This window comes from Pontibacter sp. LHS1, from assembly GCF_058932855.1.
On the sequence record NZ_JBZYWF010000017.1, the window covers coordinates 45,065 to 70,057 of the forward strand.

A 24,993-nucleotide genomic window follows, 5' to 3' on the forward strand; every position below is an offset into this window, starting at 1 on the left:
TTGGCTGGAAAGAGCGCCTGCATTACCTCAGCGACTCCAAAAGCTGCAGTGTCTTTTCATCCTCCTTGCCATCATAATATTTGTCGAGCACAGCTTTGAAAACAGGATCAGCACCGGGTACTGCGGCAAACAGGGTCATACTGGAGCGCAGCTTCAGGTCATCTGGGCTCCCCAGGATTTGGTTGGCTGTTTTTCCCTCCAGCGCTAACATGGCTTTGGAAATCTCTACTAACCTTTGCCCCAGCACAGGGTGCTGCAGGTATAGCCGGGCCTCTGCCAGATCTTTAATGGCGTAGTAACGGGCGGTCTCGCTATACCCCAATCCCTGCAGCTGCGGGAAAATATACCACATCCAATGGCTACGCTTCCTGCCATTTTCGATTTCGGTTAGTGCCTGCTGGTAGCTGTCAGCTTGTGCGTCCAGGAAGCGGGTAAGGCTTGATATATTTTCTATGCTCATGTGTGTCAAGTGTATGTCGGAACAAAAGAGTTTAAACGAAAACTGTAAACTTCTGCATGTAAACCTTACATAATCTACATTTCTAATTTAGGGCTCTGCCAGCCAGACTCACAGTCATACTACACCTATTTTTACTTCGCACTTCTGAGACAGCCTGTAAGGCTTATAACATACAAATTCCGCTATTCTCCGTACACCGCAGGTATGGCTTTCCGACAAATCGCTGTACTGCTTCTCTTCACCTTCCTGCTGCCCCTCACCGGGTATAGCTGGGGCTTTTTCGCGCACCAGCGCATCAACCGGTTGGCTGTGTATACGCTGCCGCCCGAGATGGTGGGCTTCTACAAAAAGCACATCCGCTACATCACAGAAAACGCCGTGAACCCAGACCGTCGCCGCTATGCAGTGGCTGGCGAGGCGCCCCGCCACTACATCGACCTAGACGTATACGGCGACAGCGCCCTTTATAAAATGCCCCGCTACTGGCAACAAGCGGTGGAGCGCTATGGTGAAGATACGCTCATGGCGCACGGTATCGTGCCCTGGCACATTAACCGCATGAAGTTTCAGCTCACGCAGGCTTTCAAAGACCGCGACCTTGACCGCATCCTACGCCTCTCGGCCGACATGGGCCATTACATAGCCGACGCCTGCGTGCCGCTGCACACCACCCGCAACTACAACGGACAGTTTACAGGGCAGCGCGGTATACATGGCTTTTGGGAGAGCCGCCTCCCCGAACTGCTCTCCGACAACTACGACTTCTTTGTGGGGCAGGCCCGCTATATAGAGCAACCGCAGCTTAAGGCCTGGGAAATTGTCGCCAGCGCCCATCTGGCCCTCGACTCCGTACTCGGTTTTGAGCGTGAACTTACTCTGGCTTTTGACGAAGAGAAGAAGTATAGCTACGAAGTACGCGGCAACCTAACCACGCGGGTGTATTCCAGAGAGTTTTCAGAGGCCTATCACCGCCGACTGAACGGGCAGGTGGAGCGGCAGATGCGCCTTGCCATCCATACCGTGGCCAGCTATTGGTTTACAGCCTGGGTAGACGCGGGTCAGCCCAACCTCCGGCAGCTAGCTCCTACCCTATCGGCAGAAGAACAGGAGCGCCTGCGCATGGAACTGAAGGAGTACGAACAAGGCCCTCACCTGCCCCGTGAAGAGGGAGAGACCCGGCTGCACAACAAGACATGGGTTTCAGGACGCAGAGAGTAGTTAGAAAGCCCCCCACCTACAGCCCGTATCCTTTATTGTCGTCTATACAACGACGGACAGGCCATGTTATGCAAAAGGATGTAAAATTGCCTATCTTGCCTCTACAACCCACTTACTCACCTATGAACTCTATTGATACTTTCTTTAAGCGCCTTGTGCTGCTCCTCACACTGGCAACAGTGTGTAGCCTGCAGGCTTCAGCGCAGCAAAACACAGCCGCTACGCTCCAGAAGCTGGATGCCTATTACCAGAAGGCGCTGAAGGATTGGGATGTCCCGGGCATGGCCATTGCCATCGTGAAAAATGACTCTGTGATCTTTGCCAAGGGCTACGGCGTGCGCGATCTCAAGGCAGGCGGACAAGTAGATGCTAACACGGTGTTCGGCATCGCCTCCAATTCCAAAGCTTATACCTCCGCCGCCCTCGGCATATTGGTAGATGAAGGCAAACTCAACTGGGACGACAAAGTAACAAAGCACCTGCCCTGGCTGCAGCTCTATGACCCTTATGTAACCCAGGAGCTCAACATCAAGGACCTGCTGAGCCATCGCGCTGGCTTCCGCACCTTCAGCGGGGATCTACTCTGGTACAACACCACCTACAGTCGCCGCGAAATTCTGGAGCGTGCCCGTCATCTCAAGCCCGCCTACAGCTTCCGCGACGGTTACGGCTACTCCAACCTCATGTTCATCGCGGCCGGCGAAGTCATTGAGGCCGTTTCGGGGCAAACGTGGGAAGACTTTATCAAGCAGCGCTTCTTCACGCCGCTGGGTATGAACCGCTCTTATACCTCCGTGAACGAGCTGGCCGGCAAAGATAACATCGCCTCTCCGCACGGCTTCGATGAAAAGCACAGGCCCTACCCAACCACCTTTACTGCCTGGGACAACTGGAACCCTGCCGCAGGCATTTTTACGAGCGTAAACCAGCAAGCCCAGTGGATGCGCCTGCAGCTCAATCGTGGCACTTACAAAGGCCAGAAGATCTTCAGCGAAGATGCCAGCCGCATGATGTGGACTGCACACAATGCCCTGCCTATCTCCAAACAAGCTGAAACCAATGTGCCTTCCACCCACTTTTCGGCTGCTGGCCTGGGCTGGATGATGAACGACTACGAAGGTCGCAAAATATTGGCGCATGGTGGCGGACATGAAGGCATGAACAGCCGCACGGTACTGGTACCTGAAGAGAACCTGGGCATCATCATCCTGACAAACAGCATGAGCAGCATCATGTCGCCACTAGCTAATTATACCCTGGACCAGTTTTTTGGGGTACAGAACGGCCGCGACTGGAGCCAGTTCTCGCTCGACAACATTGCTAAAGCACGCAAGGCGCAGGAAGAAGCTGCCGCCAAGGCTGGCAAAGAAAAACCGCGCAAAAGCAAACCGACCATGGATCTGGAAGCCTACGCGGGCACCTACAACAGTCCGCTTTACGGCGATGCCACTGTCACAGTACAGAACAAGCAACTGGTGTTGGATTTAGCCCCAGCTCCAGCTCTGGGCGGCAAGCTTACGCACTGGCAGCATGACATCTTTGATCTGGAGTGGAAAAACAACTTCGCGCTGCTTACGCCTACGAAGGTGCGATTTATTGTAGGCCCGGACGGTAAGATTGCTGAAATGAGACTCGATGCTAATAACCCTGATTTCCACTTCAGCGAGCTGGAGTTTAAGAAAGTGAAGTAAACGAACTCAAATCTTAAAAACAGCGGGGCCATACCTGAAATCAGGTATGGCCCCGCTGTTTTTAAGATACAGCTCTTAGTAAGCTACAATAACAGAAACAATGCTCGCAACCGCAAAATAGCCTGCTATGACAATGTATGCGAGTGCATCTTCATCAAAGTAAAGTTTTTTCATGAGTGACAACCTTTTAAATGTTAGAAATGCTTTAAAATACCTTCGGCCGTCTTAGTATACTTTACGTGTTATGCAGGCAATTGTTGTACTATGTCAAAAACAGTTATAATTTTTTATATATAAATATTTCTATGTAGGTATGTTGCTAATGTACAGATGATTACTGAGTCATTGCGTATGCTTTTAGCTGTAACGTAATCGATCGTTTGCTGGACGACTAATTGAAATTAAGTATCCGTTTTAAAGCAACAAGGGCGGTGCTGTCGAGCACCGCCCTTGTTATATAATATGTTTCTAAGCTAACTATGCTACTACTACTAGTAAACTACTTATTGCGCCACCAAGCACAAAGTAAGCAGCAACAATCAGATTAGCTTTTGATTCATTAAGGGTAAATTTTTTCATGACAATAGAATGTTTTAGGGTTTAGGTTAGACTTTATTATTGTAAGCATAAAAAAATTCACTTCTAGTTAAATATCATCATATTTTCCCCAGAAGACATTGCAAATAAATATTAAATAATTATTATATGCAAACAATTGTATATAAATTCTATTTAGTAGAACAATATTTAAACCCTGTTTCTATCTAACCTCCTGCCCATAATACAACTAACTAATAGTCAAACAAATACAAAATGAAATAATTCATAAGAATAATTCAATTCAAATTTTGTTAAAAATTTTGCGGGAAAAATCTTAACCTAAGTCGTTGACTCCACTGACAAGCAAATAAAAAGCAAAATCCCCTGGCAACTAAACGGTTGCCAGGGGATTCCATTGATACAGAGAGCTGAACTTCAGTACACAATCGTGCAATCTATACCAGCTTTTTGTAGCGTATACGCTTTGGCTCAGTATCACCTAAGCGCTTCTTCTTGTTCTCCTCGTAGTCGGTATAGTTGCCTTCAAACCAGTATACCTGCGAGTCGCCTTCAAAAGCGAGGATATGCGTACAGATACGGTCCAGGAACCAGCGGTCGTGTGAAATGATCACGGCACAGCCTGCAAAGTTCTCCAGCGCATCCTCCAGGGCGCGAATGGCATTTACATCCAGATCGTTGGTCGGTTCGTCCAGAAGCAGCAGGTTACCGCCCTCTTTCAGCGTCATGGCCAGGTGCACGCGGTTACGCTCACCACCCGACAGTTTCTCCACTTTCTTCTCCTGGTCACCACCTGAGAAGTTAAACTTGCTTACATAGGCACGGGAGTTTACCTGACGACCAGCCATCATCATATGCTCCGTACCTCCTGAGATCACCTCAAACACCGACTTGTTCGGATCCAGGTTCGCGTGCTCCTGGTCAACATAAGAGATCTGCACGGTAGAACCCACAGTGAACTCACCTGCATCGGGTTTCTCCTGGCCCGTGATCAACTTAAACAGCGTCGTCTTACCGGCACCGTTCGGACCAATGATACCCACAATGCCACCCTGCGGCAAGGAGAAGTTTAAGTTCTCAAACAACAGCTTATCGCCATAGGCCTTGCTGATGTTATGCGCCTCGATTACCTGCGCACCCAAACGTGGGCCATCCGGTATAAAGAGCTCCAGTTTTTCTTCTTTCTTAGAAGCTTCTTCGCTCGCAAGCTTATCATATTGGCTGATGCGCGCCTTTGACTTGGCATGACGGGCTTTCGGCGCCATGCGTACCCACTCCAATTCACGCTGCAGGGTTTTCTGACGCTTGCTCTCCGACTTCTCTTCTTTCGCCAGGCGGGCAGCTTTCTGCTCCAGCCAGCTGCTGTAGTTGCCTTTCCACGGAATACCCTCGCCACGGTCCAGCTCCAGGATCCAGCCAGCCACATTGTCAAGGAAGTAGCGGTCGTGGGTTACGGCGATCACAGTACCTTTGTAGTGTTGCAAGTGTTGCTCCAGCCAGTCCACTGACTCAGCATCGAGGTGGTTGGTAGGTTCGTCCAGCAGCAACACATCTGGCTCCTGCAGCAGCAGGCGGCAAAGAGCCACGCGACGCTTCTCACCACCCGACAGGTTTCCGATGACGGCGTCCTCAGGCGGTGTGCGCAGGGCATCCATCGCACGCTCCAGGCGGTTGTCCAGTTCCCAGGCGTTGAGTTGGTCCAGGCGCTCCTGCACCTCACCCTGGCGCTCGATGAGCTTGTTCATCTCATCGTCGGTCATCTCCTCGGCAAACTTCATGTTGATCTCGTCAAACTCCTTCAACAGGCCAACAACCTCGCTTACGCCTTCCTCTACTACTTCGCGCACTGTCTTGGTTGGGTCCAGTTGTGGCTCCTGCTCCAGGTAGCCTACCGAGTAGCCCGGCGACCATACCACTTCGCCGCGGATCTCTTTGTCCACGCCGGCGATGATCTTGAGCAGACTCGATTTACCGGAGCCGTTCAAACCCAGCACGCCAATTTTGGCACCATAGAAAAAGGAGAGGTAGATATTTTTGAGTACTTGTTTCTGTGGCGGGTAGATCTTGCTGACCCCGGCCATGGAGAAGATAATGGTTTCGTTGCTCATTTTACTGTATATCAGTTTAGTACTGCCAGCGGGCAGTAAATTAGTTTAGAGGAAAAATGGCATTTACAGCGCCTAACCTGGCAAAAGTGCACGGTTTAGCCATTATTTATGCCGCCAAACACAAATATCGTAAAAATTCATGTGTTTATGGTTCACAAAAGTGCTTTGAAATCACTAAACTTGTAGAAAAACTGTATGGGAGAAGTCCGCACAGACTTACCCTAGCACCAAAACAGGTCGTTGCCAGAAGGCTTCTGCTGCTAAACAGCAGAGTGTCAACGCTACAACCTGACTTGCGTATGCTAAGGTTAGTCTAAATTTTGGACCCTTTGCCCTTTTATGTTCCGATTCTAACCCGATCCTTAAATGGAAAACAACGACCTATTGGAAGAAGCCAAAAAATATGGCTTTATTCAGGACCAGCAAGTATGGCTGAAAGCTTTTATGACCTACCCCGACAGAAAAGTAGGTGAGGTGAAAGAATCAGAAGATGACTCGCTGGTTTATTTTGCCAAGCGCTTTCACATGTTTAGCGACAAAGTAAACGCCCTGCTCGAGCGCATTGCAACTTCCGAAAACAAAGGCTCTTTCCTGATGAAAGTACTGCACATGAAAGACCAGGTAGGTAACTATGATGCGTTAGGTGACTTTGAGGCTATTTATCATACCCTGAGCAAAGCGGAGGAAGAGATAAATGAAACCATCAAGCAGAACCGCGAAAAGAACCTCAGCATCAAGATCGGACTTATACAGGAGGCAGAGGCGCTGCAGGACAGTATGGAGTGGAAAGAGACTTCTGACAAGATGAAGGACCTCCGTGCCACCTGGATCAAAACAGGCCCTGTAGAGAAAGAACTGACCGACGAGATCGAAGAGCGCTTTAAAACAGCTTTGGAGGCTTTCTTTGAACGCAAGAAGTCTTTCTTCAATGATAAGAAACAAATGCAGAACCGCACCTACGACAGGTATAGAGACCTGATCGCCAAGTCGGTAGCACTACAAAACTCTGAGGATTGGGAAGCAACCACAGCCAAGCTAAAAGATCTGCAGACGCAATGGAAGCAGATTGGAGGATCTTTGCCGCGTGCCACTACCAATAAGCTGTGGACTGAGTTCAGAAAAGCGCACAATCACTTCTTTGAGCGCCTTAAAGTAAAGATCACGAACGAGAAGGCTGACTCGAAAGAAAAATACTACGACACCAACCTGGAGCGCAAGCAGGAGCTGGTAAGCCAGGCCGAGCAGTTGCTGCAGCAAAACAGCCTCAACGATGCCGTAAGGCGCGCCAAGGAACTGCAGGCAGAATGGAAAAAAGTAGGCCCTGTACGCCCTGATGTTTCAGATGCGATCTGGGAGCGTTTCATTAAGGCCTGCGACCGTGTATTTGAGATGAGCAGCCTGGAGCACTACATCCGTAAGCGCCAGCAGAACGCCAACGAAACCTATAGCCACGAAGAGGGGCTGCATGCCCGCATCAACGCCCTGCGTGACTTCATCAAGTCAGACCGCCAGGAGCTTGAAGTGCTTGAAACGAACCTGGGCAAACTGAGCGAAGCACCAAGCAATGACTCGTTCCGCAACATGCTTTTGGGCAAGATTCGCAACTTCAACCGTAAGATTAAAACCAAGCAGGCCCTGATCGAGATGTTCCAGGAGCAGCTCAGTACCATCAATAAATAGAGAAATTCAGATTTACCAATATTTTTTAGGGAAGCGCCTGTTGCGAATGCGGCAGGCGCTTTTTATATTTACATACAGCCCAATCAGGGCAAACTGCAGCGAAAAAGCGGGGTCAAAAAAATTTGACTCAAAATGAACATTTACGGTGTATTTGCGTTGTTTTGGTAAAAACAATCACAAAAAGCAATAAATATTTCAAAAAAATTTTAGTTTGTGAATTAATTCATACTTTTGCGAACTATTTTTTTCAACGCCATTTAGATTAAGGAGACACATACTATGTATTGGACACTGGAATTAGCATCATACCTGGAGGACGCACCTTGGCCAGCCACTAAGGACGAGCTGATCGATTACTCTATTCGCTCAGGCGCCCCTATGGAGGTAGTAGAAAACCTGCAGGCACTTGAAGATGACGGGCAGCCTTATGAGAACATTGAGGAGATCTGGCCTGACTATCCTACCAAGGAAGACTTCATGTTCAACGAAGACGAATACTAATTCATGATTAATTAGATAATGGATAATGAGTAATTGGCTTTATATTATTCATTTTCACTATTCATTACTCATTGAAAAACATCGTTGAAGTAAAAAATCTGGTTGCGGGTTATGAGCATCGAACTCTGATCCGCAACCTTTCTTTTTCTGTGCCTTCGCAGGCATTTGTAGCTATTGTTGGTCACAACGGAGCAGGCAAGACAACCCTTTTCAGGGCTTTTCAGCAAAAGATACCCTATCAGGGGCAGCTCCTGCTGCAGGGTCGTGACCTGCGCGACACGAAAGACGCAGCAGCATCCGGCCTCCTCTCCTACCTGCCCCAAAAAAACATCGTTTCTTTCTCTATCAGCGTGCTTGATCTCGTTGTGATGGGCCTTTTCAGGAGAAAGAGCTTTTTTGAGAATTATACCGCACAGGATTATGCTTTAGCTCGCGCTACACTGGCGCAACTGGAACTGACACATCTGCAGGAGCAGGACTTTACTACACTTTCGGGGGGTGAGCAGCAAATGGTGTGGCTGGCGCAGCTGATGCTACAGGACGCCGACGTGGTGTTACTAGATGAGCCTACCCAGCAACTGGATGTTTATTATAAGAAACAGGTATTCCAGCTTTTACAGCAATGGGTACAGCAAAAAGGTAAAACGGTGTTCTGCATAACACATGACCTATACAACCTGCTGCCCATGCAAGGCTACCTCCTCAACCTGTCTAAGCCCGACCCTAATCTAGAACCGCTTTCTCCTGAAACAGTGCAGCAGAACCAGGAATTTCTGGAAGCGCAGCGCATCGTCCGTTAGGACGCCGGATCGAACTGCTTCACGAGTACTTCAGCCAACAGCAGATCTTCAGGCGTTGTGATCTTGATATTGCTATAGCTGCCCTCTACCAGGGCTATACCTGCACCCAGCTGCTCTACGACGGAAGCATCGTCGGTGAAGTACTCCTGCTCGGGTTGCTCGTACGCTTTCTGTAAAAGGCTGGCTTTGAAGCACTGCGGGGTTTGCACGAGTTTATACCTGGTGCGTGGCACAGCCTGGCTCCCGCCCTCGGTCAACTCCCGAATAGAGTCTTTAGGAGACACAGCCACTACGGCAGCACCCGACTCAGCCGCCTGCTCAAAGGCAGCTTTAATTGTGGCAGAGCTTACGAACGGCCGTACCCCATCATGCACAGCTACCAGCGCCTCGCCATGCACCGTCGCCAGGCCATTTTTCACAGAACCAAAGCGTGTCTTCCCCCCCGGCACTGCCATATGAAAAACAGGAAACTTATGCTGCTTGCAAAGGTTTCGCCATACCTGCAACTGGTCTTCCGGCAGCACCACAACGATGCGTATATCGGTATTGTAGGTATAGAACCTCTCAATCGTGTGCATGAGGATTGGCTTGCCGGCAAGCTCGATGAACTGCTTCGGCATACTGTGCTGCATGCGACTGCCCGTGCCACCGGCTACGATAATGGCGTATTGCTGCAAAGCTTTTTCCATAGGATAGGTGTATATACTGCTGTTTCTGCACAGTTGGCTAGCTGCACTACATCAGAATTAGCTAAGTAAATAATGTGCTGCAAATAAAGCAAAAAGCCCCGACTTTGGAGGGCCGGGGCTTTTCTAAATCTTATACTTGCTACTACAGGATCAGCATTACGTCACCGTAGCTGAAGAAGCGGTACTTTTCTTTCACGGCCTCTTCGTAGGCTTTCATCACCAGTTCGTATCCACCAAAAGCAGCTGTCATCATCAGCAGCGTGCTTTCCGGCATGTGGAAGTTTGTAACCAGTGCATTGGCGATCTTGAAGTCATACGGAGGGAAGATGAAACGATCAGTCCAGCCCTCGTTTGGCTTCAGACGGTTGCTGGCCGAAACTGACGACTCCAGCGCACGCATGGTCGTTGTACCGATGGCCACAACCCGCTTTTTATTGTCCAACGCCTTGTTTACCAGCTCTGCTGTGTCGTTTGGCACCATGAAATTCTCTGAGTCCATTTTGTGCTTGGTCAGGTCTTCTACATCCACAGGACGGAAAGTACCCAGGCCAACATGCAGCGTAAGCGGCGTCACATCAACACCCTTGATCTCAAGGCGCTTCAGTACTTCTTTCGTGAAGTGCAGACCAGCTGTTGGAGCGGCTACGGCACCTACGTTTTTGGCATACACTGTCTGGTAACGCTCTTTGTCTTCCGGCTCAGCTTCACGCTTGATGTACTTAGGAAGCGGCGTTTCGCCCAGCTCGTTGATAGTCTTGTAGAACTCTTCGTCCGGTCCGTCGAACAGGAATTTGATCGTACGGCCACGGGAAGTGGTGTTGTCGATTACTTCTGCTACCAGGTCGCTGTCGCCGAAGTACAGTTTGTTGCCTACACGGATTTTACGGGCAGGGTCTACCAGCACGTCCCACAGGTGAATATCCTTGTTGAGCTCACGCAGCAGGAACACTTCGATCTTGGCACCGGTCTTCTCCTTGTTGCCATACAGGCGGGCCGGAAACACTTTGGTATCGTTCACCACCATCACATCGCCTTCATCAAAATACTCCAGGATGTCTTTGAACACGCGGTGTTCAATTTTGCCCGAGTCGCGGTGTACCACCATCATGCGCGATTCGTCGCGGTTAGCGGATGGATGTGTTGCTAGCAGGCTTTCAGGTAGCTCAAACTTAAATTCTGATAACTTCATACTTTTTATATTACGGTATAAATCGTGCTGACTTAGAACGGCCTGTATCAGGGTCTATGGCGGCTCCCTTAAAAATCAGGAAGGTATACCCATGATACAATTAAAAAATCAAACCGCAAATTTACTTAGTTTGCCCGAAATATTCTTACTTTTAAGAAAATTACTTTGCTGTACGCCCAACTATGATCTACCTACGCCTTATAGCTGAAAGTTTCCGATTTGCATGGCAGGCCCTGCGTGCCAACCTGCTCCGAACGATCCTCTCCCTGTTGGGTGTAACGATAGGTATTTTCGCTATCATATCGGTGTTTACGCTGGTTGACTCGCTTGAACGCAACGTGCGCGACAGTATGAGCTTTATTGGCGACAAAGTGCTGTATGTGGAGAAGTGGCCCTGGAGTTTTGGCGGCGAGTACCCCTGGTGGAAATACTTTAAACGCCCACAGCCCAACACGCACGAATACCGCCTGCTGGACCGCAACCTGACGAATGATGCGGGTGTGGCCATTTTCGCCAATAAAGGACGTAGTTTATTCAAGCACCGTAACAACAATTACAGAGATGCCGGGCTCATGGGTGTAACCTATGACTACAACAAAGTAACGGAGATTCCGGTGGCAGAAGGCCGCTACTTTATACCGCAGGAGGTGGATGCTGCCCGCAATGTGATGATCATAGGCGATGAGATAGCTAATACGCTGTACCCGGGCCAGCCAGCCATTGGGCAGGAACTCCGGGTTAGCGGCCATAAGTTCACGGTGATCGGGGTAATGGAGAAGCAGGGCGAAAGCATGTTTGGCATGCCTAACTTCGATCAGATGGGTATTATACCTTATGGCACCTTCAGCAAAATGTACGCGACAGGCCCTAATGGCATCGGCTCTACTATTGCGGTAAAAGGCCGCGAAGAGGACATAGGACTGCAGGAACTGGAATACGAAGTGCGCGGCATGATGCGAAATATCCGCGGCCTGAAGCCTCGCGATGAAGATAACTTTGCCATCAACAGACCCGAAATGGCAACGCAAGCTGTAACGGGTTTCTTTCAGGTAGTTGGCCTGGCAGGATGGGTGATTGGTGGCTTTGCCATACTGGTAGGCGGCTTCGGCATCGCCAACATCATGTTTGTGTCTGTTAAAGAACGCACCAATATCATTGGGATACAAAAATCACTGGGCGCTAAAAACTATTTCATTCTGTTCCAGTTCTTGTTTGAGTCAGTATTTTTGAGCATTATTGGCGGGGGCATCGGTATCCTGCTCGTGTTCCTGCTCACGCTTATACCACAGGACATGATGAAGATTTCGCTATCGGCAGGCAACATTATACTGGGCCTGGGCGTATCGGCGGTCATAGGTATGCTGTCGGGAATAATTCCGGCGGTACTTGCTTCAAACCTGGATCCGGTGATTGCAATTCGCTCCAAGTAAAGAAAGACACAACCGTGACTGCATAGTTTTCTTCTCCACGCTGCAGACACACACCCTTAAAATTAGTTATTAAATAGAAGAAGGCGCCTCACCGTGAGTGCGCCGCAGGAGGCCTGCCTCCTGAAGAAGACGAAGAAAGAATTATGACAAAGCTTAGAAAGACAAGCAGAACGAAACTCAACGACGAGTCTCACAACAGCGGTAGCGGACAGACGATCCTGAACCCGGATGTAAACGAAAATAAAGCAAAATCCATTACCGACCTGCGCGAAGCCGGTCAGGTTTCAGCTCCTCCAGCATCTGAAGAAGATGTAAAAATCAGACAGGCTTTTGTAGACAAAGACTGGAACGAGATCAAGATCGCTGACTCATGGCAGATCTTCAAGGTGATGTCGGAGTTTGTGGAGGGCTTTGAGAAACTGGCTAAAATCGGCCCATGCGTCTCTATTTTTGGATCAGCCCGCACTAAGAATACGCACAAGTACTACATCATGGCTGAGGAAATCGCAGCCAAGCTGGTACGCCATGGCTACGGTGTGATCACGGGCGGTGGCCCAGGCATTATGGAGGCCGGCAACAAAGGCGCGCACTCCGAGGGTGGCAAGTCTGTAGGCCTGAATATCCAGCTGCCGTTCGAGCAGTTCAACAACATCTACATCGATTCTGACAAGCTCATCAACTTCGACTACTTCTTTGTACGCAAAGTGATGTTTGTGAAGTATGCGCAGGGCTTTATCGTGATGCCAGGTGGTTTCGGTACGCTCGACGAACTGTTCGAGGCGATCACGCTGATCCAGACAAAGAAGATCGGTGCATTCCCGATCGTGTTGGTAGGTCGCGAGTACTGGGGTGGCCTGTTCAAGTGGGTGGAAGATGTCATGCTAAAGATGGAAAGCAACATCAGCCCGGAAGACATGGATCTGATCCATATCGTGGACGATGCAACCGAGGCGGTAAAAGTAATTGACGAGTTCTACAGCAAATACCTGCTGTCTCCGAACTTCTAAGAGGAAAACACTTCCACAAAAAAAACGCCCCACTATTCTCCAGTGGGGCGTTTTTTTTATGCCGATATATATCACCTTTTAATAGTTGACACTCTTTTAATAACCGACACCGGAGCGGCCTTATGAGGAGGGAGTGCACAAGCAGGTCCCTTCTACAGTTTAGTCTTACTTTGACTTCTAGTTTAGCAGCTTCACCTCAATTGAAGTGCTTCCGCTTACAGGTATGCCTTCGGCTGTTTGCCCTTGCACCCGTATCTCAAATACTCCTGTCTCGTCAGAGGTATAGCATGTGAAGGTGGCATTCCCGTCGGTTCCGACCTGCAGGTGTGACTGCCAATAAAGCTGTTGCCGGAAGTCAGGTAATTGGGCCTGTGCCGCGTCGTTGGGGGCAGCGGCCGGCACTACAAAGTTGCGGGGCAGATTGTATTGTTCATACAGTACGGGCAGGCCCTTGTCTTTCAGTCGCTCCCGGGCCTCACCGCTTTTAGTGTAAATGGCAAACATGCCATTGTCTACCAGGCGTCCCAGGTTGCCGGCGTACAGTTTCTCCTCTGACCACGCAATTTCAATAGAGGCAATGTCATTCAGGTCGAGCGCCATGATCTCGTCCATATTCTCCAGGATGACGCCGTCCAGCAGGTATAGCGGTTCCTCTTTCATCATGCGCTTGGTACCGGGGGCTACATAAAGCAGTCGAACGGTTTGCTTACCTTTTTTCTTGCGCATGCGCAGGTTGGTGGTCACTTCCCGGATAGCCTCCTCTACATCCTGAAAAGCAACGTAGTCGTCCAGTTTGAACACACGGTCGGCTGGCAAACGTGGCAGTGGAGAGGCCGCATGAGGTTCTGTCAGACCATAGATATCCTGAATATTGGTACGGGTGTAGTGTTTCTGCGCGACATTTATTACGTGTGACGGCAGCGCTAGTACAAAAGCTGTGTCTAGCTGTTTGGCAAAGGTCTCCTGCTGAAAAGGCCCCTTCACGCCTTCCTGCCGCACTGGCTCCACTAAGGGCTCACGGGCAAAGCGGGCTTCTGTTTCATTTTTTGCGATGGCATCCCAGAGCTCACGGTCTGCTTCGTGTTCCAGTTGCATCCCGTTTGCAACTACAGACCCGCTGGGCTGCTGTAGCATGGCACGACGCTCTGCCACAGAGGCTGTGAGCATCGTGGTGGCCGGCAACCCTTTTACTGTAACGGTTACCTGCTGCCGGGTACCGTACTGCTGACGGTCGGCCTGTACTTCTATATCTGTTGCACGTGGCATCGAAATGCGATGTTCAGCTTCTACCATACCTCCCGTGTTGAGCAGCAGCAACCTACACTGTGGCTGTTCTGCATCTGACCACGGCACGGTGATCTGCTCTGCCCCCGTCACGTGCTGTGCGAAGTATACCTTGCCTCCCGACGCTGCCACCAGCACATGACCTGCAGCTGATTGCCCCTGCACACTTACTTGTATACCTGTAGTGCTCACTTTCCCAACTGCCAGCCCTACGCCCTGTTTCTTTGGTTTGGGAAGCGTTACCTGCTGTGGTGCATAATTAGCTGCCTGTACCTGTGCCACCAGTTCCTGCTGCTCTGTGGCCGTCAGACTAAATACGGCTATACCTGACTCATCGCTTTTAAAGGATGCGATGGTTTGCCCGGCTGTATCCGCTACTACACCATGTGCGGCTATACCTATACCTGCTGCGTTGGTCACGGTCGCTACTATTTTGGTAGGCACACCCGCTGGCCAAATACCGGACTCAGGTAAAAATCGCACCTGCAGGGGTTTAGCTGATGCCGTTCGCCCTTCCAGCGCCTTTACTTCGTTCGGGTTGACAATGGTGAGCTGTTCCTGCCAGTGCTGTCGCACACTGAAATTTCGCATCCAGTTAGTGGCAGCCCGTAAGGTATAGCTGCCCGAAGGCATGTTTTCAGGCAACAGGAAATCTCCCTGTGCTTTTCCGTCCTCCAGCACTAACCGCTGGTTGATCAGGGTGCTGCCTTTTGCATCCAACAGCTCTACATAAAGCACCCTACTGGCAGGAGCAGTGGAGTTTTTGCGCACAGCGGCACTGTACCAGAGGCGCTCGCCTGCCATGTACCAGGGCTGACTGTGTACCAGTTGTACCTGCTCGTCTGAGAGCTGCCGCTGTACCTGGGCGGCGGCTACTTTGGCAACTTGCTCCTGCTGTGCAAAAGCCGGCAAGCTGAGCAAGGGAGCTACTGCCAGTAGCAGTCTTGTTGTCATTTTGGGGATGCTATCAGAGAGTAGGTGCATCTGTTTAATTTAAATGTTAGAAGCCGACTGGCCGTTCGTTGGTTACATTCGGGTATAAGAAGGTATAGCGGCAGTCACCCATAGGCAGCACGTACGGCAGGCCAGGAAAAGGCGCATAAAACATGCGTTGAATCACGATAAAATCTTCTACCATGGAAGAAGCAGTGAAATACCCTACCACCCGTTCTTCGGGATTGGTGACGCTGTACATGTTACCGTTGATGCGTGCCGGAGGCGGATCGAAAATACTGCCCACGCTGGTCTGCTGCTCATTGAACAGGCGCCAGAACTCATAAGCTTCGCCGGTTAGGGAGAACTGTCTGATCTTAATGCGGTATTTGGTTGGGATATCGGCAGGCACAACTACCACGGGCTGCTCAAAATAGCGTCCGTTCACCAGCCTGTCATTATTCGCCACCACTTTGGTATTGATGCTACCCATGTTGGCCCAGCACACAGAAGGCACTGGCGCATCACCTGTGTTGGTGTAAAACTCAAACACCCCCTCTGTGTCCCAGCGATAGTAGTTGCCTCGCTCTGGCGGGTCCTGCACTTGGGCCTTCACCTCAAAACCCACTGACCTGCGCTCAACCAGCATACCCGCTGAGTTGCGCACGACGTCTACAAACTGCTTAAACTCATAGCTTATACCTTGGATGGCCGGCACCGGGCGCAACAGTTCCGGACGTGAGGCATACTCCCGGCCGTCGGGCAGGGTAATTTGCAAGGTATAGCTTCGGCCCTGCTCTACGTGGTAGTCGCTTTCTTCTAGGGTATACACTCCGGTTCTGCCTTCTTCATACAGAGGCATGTTGTTGCCCAGATTGTCTTGTATGGTTACAGTGGCATTGTGCACGCGCTCTACAATCACCTGCTGGTTTTCGCTATCAAAAGGGGCGGTCCAGGTGAGGGTGACTTTGTTTAGCTCCGGGTTATTCTGATCCGTGATCATACCGCTCACCACCAGCGACTTCTGCTCTGTGCCGGTCTGGATCTCAAAAGGGTCTATACAAGCCTGTAAACATACCGTGACAAGAAGAATGGCTCGCCACAGGAAGAAGCATGCACAGCTTTGTCGTTCATTATGCTTTCTCATTTGGTGATCTTGAAATTATAAGTAATAGCCGGCACCGCCGAGCCGATCACAGACAGCCTATAGGCCTGCGGAATAGTGCCGCCGTATGCAGGCTTGAAAAATACAGAATAAGGGTTTTTACGCCCGTACACATTGTATACCGAGAAGGCCCAGCTGCTTACCCAGTTGGCGTTCCGTTTATTGGTGCCGTCTATCACAAAGGCCAGGTCTAGTCGGTGGTAATCAGGTATGCGGTGCTGGTTGCGGTCGCTGTAGTTCACGATCAGCAACCCGTCAATATAACCCACTGACTCCGGATAGGTAATTGGCCTGCCGGTGCTGTAAGTGAAGTTCGCTGACATGCTGATTAGTCTGGTCAGCTGCTGGTTCAGGACCAGGGTAAGGTCATGTGGTTTGTCGAAGTTGGCCGGGAAGAAGTTGCCGTTGTTGATGCGCTCCTCTGGTGTGGGGCCGTTAACGCGGCGCAGCGACCTGGAGTAGGTATAGCTTGCCCAACCTGTCAGCTTTTTGCCTTTGCGGCGCATCATCAGCTCCAGACCGTAGGCCTTGCCCTCGCCTGGCAGCAGGTCGGCATCCAGTGTGCTGTTGAGAAGGAGCCGGGCGCCGTCTTTATACTCCACCAGGTCGTGCAGCTTTTTGTAATAGGCCTCCGCCGAGAGCTCAATGGTATTGTCCTGCAGATTTTTGAAAAAGCCGAGTGCCACCTGATCGCCGATCTGCGGACGCAGATTCGGATTGCTCGTTTTCCAGATATCCACTGGAGAGGCAGCCGTTGTATTGGAGATCAGGTGAATGTACTGCGCCATACGGTTGTAACCCAACTTCACTGAGCTATTCTCTCCCAGGCTTATCTTAAGCGAAGCACGCGGCTCAAAGTTACCATACTGCTGTATCACACCGCCATTGCTGTAGCTGAGCGTATCAATGATCGTAGATTCCCGGCGTGGTGACTCCGGATCGTACACGTACACATCGCCAGGCCCCAGATTATAGTAAGAGGAGTAGCGCAGTCCGTAGCTGACCGATATCTTGGGGCTGAGCACGTACTCATGGTCCAGGTATAGGGCCGCTTCGATGGAACGCTCATGAGGCATGCTGACGGGCAGCAGGCTGGACAGCTCCGAACCGGGCGTCAGGGTGCCTGGGCTGAACTGGTACCAGGAGGACGAGGCGCCCAGGCCCATCTTGTGCCGCACAGTAGGTTCAAAATTCAGGTCTGCCCTGATCTGCTTATATCTTATTTCTGAATCGAGGGTATAGCTAAAAGGCTCTGTTTCGGCCTCCACGCCATAATCATAATCGCCCACTACGCCCGTTACGCTCGACAGGAGTCTGTCGCTGAAGGTGTGGTTCCAGCGGGCAGTCGCGGTGGCCGTGCCCCAGGTATAGGTGGTGTCTGATCCGAATCGGAAACCGTCGCGGCTCAGGTAACCTGAGACCATCAGCTGATCTTTGGCACTGAGCGTATAATCGACCTTGGCATTAAAGTCATAGAAGTAGCCGTCGCTGTCGCGCACGGACTTGTCCGGCACGTAGCGCAGCGCCAGCCCGGGGTAAGCCCCACGAGCTCCGAGTACAAATGAGGCCTTGTCTTTCAGCAGCGGCGCTTCTACCATCAGGCGACTGGCCAGCAGGCCGATACCGCCACTCAGGATGGGTGCTTTTTTATTGCCCTCTTTGAGCTCTACGTCCAGCACCGACGAGATGCGCCCGCCATACCGGGCAGGTATACCGCCGCGGTACAGGGTAACATCCTGCACCATGTCAGGGTTGAAGACTGAGAAGAAGCCGAAGAGGTGAGACGCACTGAAAAGCGGCGCCTGGTCCTGCAGGATCAGGTTCTGGTCGATACTGCCCCCCCGTACATTGAAGCCACTGGCACCCTCCCCTACGGTCGTCACACCCGGCAGCGCGATCACGCTGCGCAACACATCCACCTCACCCAGGAAGTTAGGCATCTTGCGCACTTCCTGAATCGACAGGCGGGCCACTCCCATCTCGAGGCTCTCCACATTATGGTCAGGCGCTTTGGCCGATATCTCTACTTCCCGCAGCTGGTTGCTAACTTCAAAGAGCTCGACATTCATGGTGCGGCTCTGCTGCAGGCTAACCCGCCGCTGGTCCTCTACCATGCCAATGGCCCGCACCCGCAGGGTATAGTTACCAGCCGGCACCGACAAGGTATACCTGCCCTGCTCGTCAGCCACAGTGCCTTTTCCAGTCTCCACAAGCAGCACAGTGGCTCCTATAAATGGCTCGCCTGTTTTGGCACTGCGCACCTGTCCGCTCAGGGTCACGATGCGCTCAGTGGCTTGTCCTGCAGCAGCAGCCCCTGACGGCACCGTATCGGACCGAAAAATGGGAGCAGCAGACAGAGGCACCAGCACGACAGTGCGGTCATCATACAGCACGAATGAAAGACGGGCTTTCTCCAGAAGCTTTTGCAAGGCACTGGAGAGTGGCTCCTGCTCAAAAGCCTGGGTAACCTGCACCCCCTCCACCCATTCTGGCTGGTAAAATATGCGTAGCTTATGCTTTTGCTGCAAATCCTGCAGCACTGCCGCCAGGGCCTGATTCTGATAGCTGGCGGTGAGGCGCGGCTGCCCGGTGTCCTGCGCCCAGGTATAACCTGATAATAGCATCAGTACTGCAAGCAGCAAATAGTGGTAGCATCTTTTCATAAAACGGAGGTGCGGTTGGCGTATGTGCACAGCAGGTATAAAAAGAACTACATTGCACCTTAGCAATATATAGTTTTAACATTGAATTTGAAAATTTTAAGCAATCCTCTATCGGAGGGCTTCTACAGATTGGTCATTACCTAAGTCTTGCAGAACCGTACATAATAACAGGAGAACCCAAGCCTATGTCAGACGCGGATAAAGAACTGATAAAGAAGCTCAAGAAGAAGCTGAAAGTACAGGAGCAGAAGAACGCCGAGATACGTGACCACATGGCGGCGGAACGCACTATCTTCGCCAACGAACGTACCCTGATGGCCTACCTGCGCACGGCCATGACGATCTCAGTGGGCGGTTTTGTAGCCATCAAACTTTCCGATGACCTGTACCTGGAGGTTATCGGGGTCATTCTGATCCCGATAGGTGTTATCCTGGGCATTTACAGCTTTGTCAGGTATAGGAACAAACAGCGCATTATCGAAGACCATCACCAGGGCTACTGTCCGACCAGTCACGAACACGAGCGGGCGCACAACGAGCTGCCCCAACCGGGTGAAAACGGCAAACAAACTTCTGCTTAGCAAGAGTTTGCTTACACAGCCCGCCACACAAACTGTAGTAAACGGCTGCTATGCCTTTCCTCACATTAGTTTCGTATATTTCTCAAAAAAACTGAACAGATGACTGTGCAGGAACAAGACGAAATCAAAAAGCTGAAAAAGAAAATCCGGAAGCTGGAAAAGAAGAACTCGGAGATACGGGACGAGATGGCCATACAGCGCACCATCTTCGCCAACGAGCGCACCCTGATGGCTTACTTCCGGACAGCTATCGCGCTTATTGCCGGCGGTTTTGCTGCCATTAAGTTCTCCCAACATGTATACATGGAACTAATTGGCTTCACGTTACTACCAATTGGGATACTGCTGGCGGTCTACAGTTTTGTGCGCTATCTTAATAAGCAGAAGCTGATCCAACGGCATCGGCAAGACTACGAACCCACAAGTCACCACCACGAAGAACTTTACGAGAAACAGGCATCACGCTACGGAAACGTAGATTGAGGTATATGCTAAGGATAATTGCTGAAAGCTAAACCATTTAGCGTTGATCTCTGTTAAGAAGGGTTGGCATCTTCGGGTTCGGAGGCGCTGATATTTTTGTACCTTTGCTATTTAAAATCAAGCATTCCTGAATGGCTTTTAATCAAGCGCAAGACACAGCAAGCAGCACCGACACTGCCTTTTCGCTAAATGGCGAAACACAGCAGATCGAAGTATACGGTGCCCGCGAACATAACCTCAAAAACATTTCCATCAAGCTGCCGCGCTACAAGTTGGTGGTCTTCACCGGCATCAGTGGCTCGGGCAAGTCCTCGCTGGCTTTCGACACCATCTATGCCGAAGGACAGCGTCGCTACATGGAAACCTTCTCTGCCTACGCCCGCTCTTTTATGGGCGGACTGGAAAGACCTGATGTGGATAAGATCGAAGGCCTTTCGCCGGTGATCTCCATCGAGCAAAAGACCACGAGCCGCAACCCGCGCTCCACAGTAGGCACCATCACCGAGATCTACGACTTCATGCGTCTGCTCTGGGCCCGTACGGCTGAGGCGTACAGTTATGTCACCGGTGAGAAAATGGTGCGCCAGAGCGACGACCAGATCGTAAACCACATCCTGGAGAACTTCGACGGCAAGCGCATTATCGTACTCGCCCCCGTGGTAAAAGGCCGTAAGGGCCACTACCGTGAGCTGTTCCAACAAATCCGTAAAATGGGCTTTATCCGAGCCCGTGTGGATGGCGAACTGGTGGAGATCGCTCCAAAAATGCAAGTCGACCGCTACAAGATCCACGACATCGAAATCGTGATCGACAAGATTGTGGTGAAGGAGGAAGACCGTTTCCGCCTATCGGGCTCTATCCAGAATGCGCTGACGCATGGCAAGGGCACTGTGCTGATCCTGGACGTGGACGCCGACAAGACGCACTTCTTCTCTCGCCACCTCATGGACCCCGCCACAGGTATAGCCTATGACGATCCGGCTCCGAACTCTTTCTCATTCAACTCCCCTTATGGCGCCTGCCCGGTATGTAACGGTTTGGGCGAGATACAGGAGATTACGGAAGAGTCTGTTATACCCGACAGAAGTTTGAGTATTCGTCGCGGAGGTATAGCGCCGCTCGGCGAGTACCGCGATATCTGGATCTTCAAGCAGATCGAAGCATTGTTCAAGCACTTCAAAGTTTCAGTTTCGACGCCTATTAAAGACCTGCCGGAGGATGTGCTGAAGGTGCTGCTCTATGGTCTGGACGAAGAGTTGGAGGTGAACACCAAAAAAGGCACCTATGTGGTGGAGTTTGAGGGAATTATCAACTTCCTGAAAGGGCAGATGGAATCGGACTCCGACAACATCCGCTCATGGGTAGAGGACTTTGCACAAACCACGACCTGCCCGGAATGTAACGGCTACAGACTTAAAAAAGAGTCGCTGCACTTCAAGATCGCTGATACCAACATCGGTGAACTCTCGGTGCTTGATATTAACAAACTGGCTGCCTGGTTTGAGGGCGTGGAAGAGCGCATGAGTGAGCGCCAGAATGTGATTGCCCGCGAACTCCTGAAAGAGATTCGCAAGCGCATCGGCTTCCTGCTGGACGTGGGTCTGGACTACCTGAGCCTGCACCGCCCTGTGAAAACCCTTTCGGGTGGTGAAAGTCAGCGTATACGTTTGGCCACGCAGATCGGTACGCAGCTGGTAGGCGTGCTCTACATCATGGACGAACCAAGCATCGGCCTGCACCAGCGCGACAACGAGCGCCTCATTAAAGCATTGCAAGATCTTCGCGACCTGGGTAATTCCATTATTGTAGTGGAGCATGACAAGGACATGATCCTGCAGGCTGATTACGTGGTAGATATTGGTCCGGGCGCAGGTATACACGGCGGACAGGTGGTGACCGCCGGCACGCCGGAAGACATGATGAATGCCGGCACCACCACCGCTGACTTCCTGAGTAACCGCAGAGGTATAGCCGTGCCGCGTGTGAAGCGTCCGGGTACGGGTGAAGTGCTAAAACTGAAAGGCGCCACCGGCCATAACCTGAAGAATGTGACGCTGGAACTGCCGCTGGGCAAGATGGTGTGCGTAACGGGTGTTTCGGGCAGTGGCAAGTCCTCGCTCATCCACGATACGCTCTACCCGATCCTGAACACGCATTTCTTCCGGGCCAAGCGCGAACCGCTCCCTTACAAGAGCATCGAAGGGCTGGAGCATATCGACAAAGTAATTGAAGTGGACCAGTCGCCGATTGGCCGTACGCCACGCTCCAACCCTGCTACCTATACCGGTGTGTTCACCGACATCCGCACCTTGTTTGCGCAGCTGCCGGAGGCTAAGATCAGAGGGTATAACCCAGGTCGTTTCTCGTTTAACGTGAAGGGTGGCCGCTGCGAGGCCTGCGAAGGCGCAGGTATGCGTACCATCGAGATGAATTTCCTGCCGGACGTGTACGTGCCGTGCGAAGTCTGCAAAGGCAAGCGCTACAACCGCGAGACTTTGGAGGTTCGCTTTAAAGGCAAGAGCATCACCGACGTGCTGGATATGACCGTGGAGCAGGCCGTAGATTTTTTTGAAAGCCAGCCACGCATTCTGCGCAAGATTCAGACGCTGAACGAAGTAGGCTTGGGCTACATTACCCTCGGTCAGCAGGCGACAACCCTGTCGGGCGGTGAGGCACAGCGTGTGAAACTGGCCACGGAGCTTTCTAAGAAAGATACAGGCAAGACGCTTTACATTCTGGACGAGCCAACAACAGGTCTGCACTTCCAGGACATCGAGCATCTGAGTGAGGTACTGCATAAGCTGACCGACAAAGGCAACTCGGTGCTGATCATTGAGCACAACCTCGACCTGATCAAAATCGCTGACTGGATCATCGACATCGGGCCGGAAGGCGGCGAGGGCGGTGGTACCATTGTGGCTGCCGGTACGCCAGAGGATATTGTCAAGAAAGGCAAAGGCTATACAGCCCGCTTCCTGAAAGAGGAGCTAAAGACCAGCCACTACCGCGAAAACGGTCAGGCTTAGGATCAGGTATAGCCCAACCTATTTGAAAAGTCCGCTGTTAAGGTATAGCAGCGGACTTTTCATTTTTAGATGCTTCCGAGTCTGTCTTCGAGTGCCTCAGCCTTCTGCAGATGCTGCCGCAAGAGCGGCAGTTGTTTCGAGGCAAACTGCTTTACCTCCATGTCTTTTGCGTTCTCTGCCATGTCTTCGTAGCGTTTCAACAGGCGGCGGTGCTCTTCATGGATGCGCTTGATGTAGGCCAGGTCAAAACCTATACCTGTCTCACCGCTTACCTCGTCGTATACCTTCTGATGCGCACTGCCCAGTTCGTTAGGCACCACAAACTCGCCTTGTACGGCTACATCCTGCAGGTCTTCCATCACACGCCGGTGGCCTGCGCTCATATCCTGCGCCATTTCCTTTACTTCGGGGCTAACAGCTCTTTCCAAAGCCAGGTCGCCGAGCTGCACCTGCAGCATGTTCGCGCTGGTAGCCTCGGCTATGAACAGGGCGTCGTTTTTCATGCCTTGCACGCCAGCGGCCTCAAATTGCTCTACGCTCCGGGCGGCAGCCTGCTCTATGCTATCGTCTCCGCCACATGAGGTGCTGCCCAACAGCAACAGGGCGCTTGCCATATACACCGTAAATTTCCGAATCATACACATGGGTTTAAAACAGGAACATCTGCAACCGTAAGGGCTGCAGATGCTCAAGATAGTCTTTTTTAAAATAAATCAGAGCAAGTGCTTAGTTATTACCAAGGCCGTCTCTGATTTGCTGGGCACGATCACGATGCTGGCGCAGCTTTGGAAGTGTCTTGCTGGCAAATGCTTTTACATCAGCATCCGGATACTCCTGGTCTTCTGCCACATCTTCGAACATGCTAATGTCAGAGTCGTGTGCGCTCACCATTTTGTCCATATAGTTTCTGTCGAACTCAGCGCCTTGCTTGTCGCGCAGGTCACGCATTTGGTCCATGTGCTCGTTGCTCATGCTGTCAGGCAGCGTAATGTTTTTGCTGGTTGCCAGTTGGCGCAGCTCGTCGTTTGCCGCTGAGTGGTCCTTTACCATCATGCTGCCAAACTCCTTCACTTGTGGGTTGGTCGCACGCTCCTGCGCCAGTTTACCTGCCTCTACTTCCATCATGCTGCTGCTGGCTGCTTTGGTCACAAACTCAGAGGCCTCTACTCTACGGTCCTCCATGGCAGTGTCCTCAAAGGTCTGTTCGGTAGCTTCCTGCGCCTGGTCCACGCTGTCGTTGCCGGAGCCGCCACAGGCCATTGTGCCGAACATAAAGGCACATGCCATTAATCCTGTTGTTGCAATTTTTTTCATAGTGTTATTTCTTGTTAATAGTAAAATAGTTTGAACAGATTGGTATACGCCCCTAATGCAATGTTGTTATATTATGTGCTTTTAATATAGTAGACACAGTCAAAAAAGCGCTGTTTGGAGGATTTTTTGGGTTAAAGTGAGGGTGTATTCAGCGCAGGCAGAAAAGGCTACAACCATCTCAGGCATAAAACGATATATACCTGAAACAAGCCA

At 51.2% G+C, this 24,993-nt stretch carries 19 protein-coding genes; 10 read left to right on the plus strand and 9 right to left on the minus strand.

Annotation, left to right across the window (positions count from 1 at the left end; all coding sequences use genetic code 11):
- Positions 1-22: 22 nt before the first annotated feature.
- Positions 23-460, minus strand: a complete 438-nt coding sequence (locus tag AC5FXQ_RS20530) for a DUF1810 domain-containing protein (protein ID WP_493604285.1) — start codon at positions 458-460, stop codon at positions 23-25.
- A 204-nt stretch (positions 461-664) separates the two neighbouring features.
- Between AC5FXQ_RS20530 and AC5FXQ_RS20535 the strand changes: the two genes are divergently transcribed.
- Entirely contained in the window at positions 665-1,678 is a 1,014-nt protein-coding gene (locus tag AC5FXQ_RS20535) for a zinc dependent phospholipase C family protein (protein ID WP_493604286.1), read from the plus strand.
- Between the two features lie 122 nt (positions 1,679-1,800).
- The gene (locus AC5FXQ_RS20540) at positions 1,801-3,369 is read left to right on the plus strand and encodes a serine hydrolase (RefSeq protein ID WP_493604287.1); all 1,569 of its coding nucleotides are present in this window, start codon (positions 1,801-1,803) and stop codon (positions 3,367-3,369) included.
- Positions 3,370-4,364: 995 nt separating this feature from the next.
- Here the strand turns inward: AC5FXQ_RS20540 and ettA are convergent.
- Entirely contained in the window at positions 4,365-6,035 is a 1,671-nt protein-coding gene (gene ettA, locus AC5FXQ_RS20545) for an energy-dependent translational throttle protein EttA (RefSeq protein ID WP_493604288.1), read from the minus strand.
- A gap of 366 nt (positions 6,036-6,401) precedes the next feature.
- On the opposite strand from ettA, the gene AC5FXQ_RS20550 reads away from it, so the two are divergent.
- The 3 genes from AC5FXQ_RS20550 to AC5FXQ_RS20560 all read left to right on the plus strand — a co-directional run bounded on the left by AC5FXQ_RS20550 (position 6,402) and on the right by AC5FXQ_RS20560 (position 9,016).
- Entirely contained in the window at positions 6,402-7,715 is a 1,314-nt protein-coding gene (locus AC5FXQ_RS20550) for a DUF349 domain-containing protein (protein WP_493604289.1), read from the plus strand.
- A 279-nt stretch (positions 7,716-7,994) separates the two neighbouring features.
- A complete protein-coding gene (locus tag AC5FXQ_RS20555) occupies positions 7,995-8,216 on the plus strand; it encodes a DUF2795 domain-containing protein (RefSeq protein WP_007652164.1) in 222 nt (73 codons plus the stop codon).
- Between the two features lie 71 nt (positions 8,217-8,287).
- Positions 8,288-9,016: an ABC transporter ATP-binding protein gene (locus tag AC5FXQ_RS20560; RefSeq protein ID WP_493604290.1), complete on the plus strand. Its 729-nt coding sequence runs from the start codon at positions 8,288-8,290 to the stop codon at positions 9,014-9,016.
- Here the strand turns inward: AC5FXQ_RS20560 and AC5FXQ_RS20565 are convergent.
- Both AC5FXQ_RS20565 and queA read right to left on the minus strand, forming a co-directional pair.
- A complete protein-coding gene (locus AC5FXQ_RS20565; RefSeq protein WP_493604291.1) occupies positions 9,013-9,705 on the minus strand; it encodes a 2-C-methyl-D-erythritol 4-phosphate cytidylyltransferase in 693 nt (230 codons plus the stop codon). The two genes, AC5FXQ_RS20560 and AC5FXQ_RS20565, sit on opposite strands and share 4 nt — an antisense overlap.
- Positions 9,706-9,847: 142 nt before the next feature.
- Entirely contained in the window at positions 9,848-10,894 is a 1,047-nt protein-coding gene (queA, locus tag AC5FXQ_RS20570) for a tRNA preQ1(34) S-adenosylmethionine ribosyltransferase-isomerase QueA (RefSeq protein ID WP_196119166.1), read from the minus strand.
- 182 nt (positions 10,895-11,076) lie between these two features.
- Between queA and AC5FXQ_RS20575 the strand changes: the two genes are divergently transcribed.
- Both AC5FXQ_RS20575 and AC5FXQ_RS20580 read left to right on the plus strand, forming a co-directional pair.
- Positions 11,077-12,324, plus strand: a complete 1,248-nt coding sequence (locus tag AC5FXQ_RS20575) for an ABC transporter permease (RefSeq protein ID WP_493604292.1) — start codon at positions 11,077-11,079, stop codon at positions 12,322-12,324.
- 143 nt (positions 12,325-12,467) lie between these two features.
- Complete coding sequence (locus AC5FXQ_RS20580; RefSeq protein WP_493604293.1) at positions 12,468-13,331, plus strand: LOG family protein; 864 nt, start codon at positions 12,468-12,470, stop codon at positions 13,329-13,331.
- A 177-nt stretch (positions 13,332-13,508) separates the two neighbouring features.
- Here AC5FXQ_RS20580 and AC5FXQ_RS20585 read toward each other — a convergent pair whose 3' ends face one another.
- Genes AC5FXQ_RS20585 through AC5FXQ_RS20595 form a run of 3 tightly spaced genes read right to left on the minus strand, consistent with a single transcriptional unit; the run spans position 13,509 to position 19,376 of the window.
- Positions 13,509-15,569, minus strand: coding sequence for a hypothetical protein (locus AC5FXQ_RS20585; protein WP_493604294.1), 2,061 nt, complete (start codon positions 15,567-15,569; stop codon positions 13,509-13,511).
- A gap of 46 nt (positions 15,570-15,615) precedes the next feature.
- Positions 15,616-16,695 carry a DUF4249 domain-containing protein gene (locus AC5FXQ_RS20590; protein WP_493604295.1) on the minus strand — a complete coding sequence of 360 codons (1,080 nt, stop codon included), beginning with the start codon at positions 16,693-16,695 and terminating at the stop codon, positions 15,616-15,618.
- Positions 16,692-19,376: a TonB-dependent receptor gene (locus tag AC5FXQ_RS20595; protein WP_493604296.1), complete on the minus strand. Its 2,685-nt coding sequence runs from the start codon at positions 19,374-19,376 to the stop codon at positions 16,692-16,694. Before AC5FXQ_RS20595 ends, AC5FXQ_RS20590 begins: the two co-directional genes overlap by 4 nt.
- Before the next feature lie 185 nt (positions 19,377-19,561).
- Between AC5FXQ_RS20595 and AC5FXQ_RS20600 the strand changes: the two genes are divergently transcribed.
- From AC5FXQ_RS20600 to uvrA, 3 genes are all read left to right on the plus strand, one after another.
- Positions 19,562-19,957 carry a YidH family protein gene (locus AC5FXQ_RS20600; protein WP_493604297.1) on the plus strand — a complete coding sequence of 132 codons (396 nt, stop codon included), beginning with the start codon at positions 19,562-19,564 and terminating at the stop codon, positions 19,955-19,957.
- Positions 19,958-20,056: 99 nt separating this feature from the next.
- Positions 20,057-20,440 carry a YidH family protein gene (locus AC5FXQ_RS20605; RefSeq protein WP_493604298.1) on the plus strand — a complete coding sequence of 128 codons (384 nt, stop codon included), beginning with the start codon at positions 20,057-20,059 and terminating at the stop codon, positions 20,438-20,440.
- A 131-nt stretch (positions 20,441-20,571) separates the two neighbouring features.
- Positions 20,572-23,466: an excinuclease ABC subunit UvrA gene (gene uvrA, locus AC5FXQ_RS20610; protein WP_493604299.1), complete on the plus strand. Its 2,895-nt coding sequence runs from the start codon at positions 20,572-20,574 to the stop codon at positions 23,464-23,466.
- Positions 23,467-23,531: 65 nt separating this feature from the next.
- On the opposite strand, the gene AC5FXQ_RS20615 is transcribed toward uvrA, so the two are convergent.
- Both AC5FXQ_RS20615 and AC5FXQ_RS20620 read right to left on the minus strand, forming a co-directional pair.
- Positions 23,532-24,104: a DUF4142 domain-containing protein gene (locus tag AC5FXQ_RS20615; protein ID WP_493604300.1), complete on the minus strand. Its 573-nt coding sequence runs from the start codon at positions 24,102-24,104 to the stop codon at positions 23,532-23,534.
- Positions 24,105-24,192: 88 nt separating this feature from the next.
- A complete protein-coding gene (locus AC5FXQ_RS20620; RefSeq protein WP_493604301.1) occupies positions 24,193-24,780 on the minus strand; it encodes a DUF4142 domain-containing protein in 588 nt (195 codons plus the stop codon).
- Between the last annotated feature and the right edge of the window lie 213 nt (positions 24,781-24,993).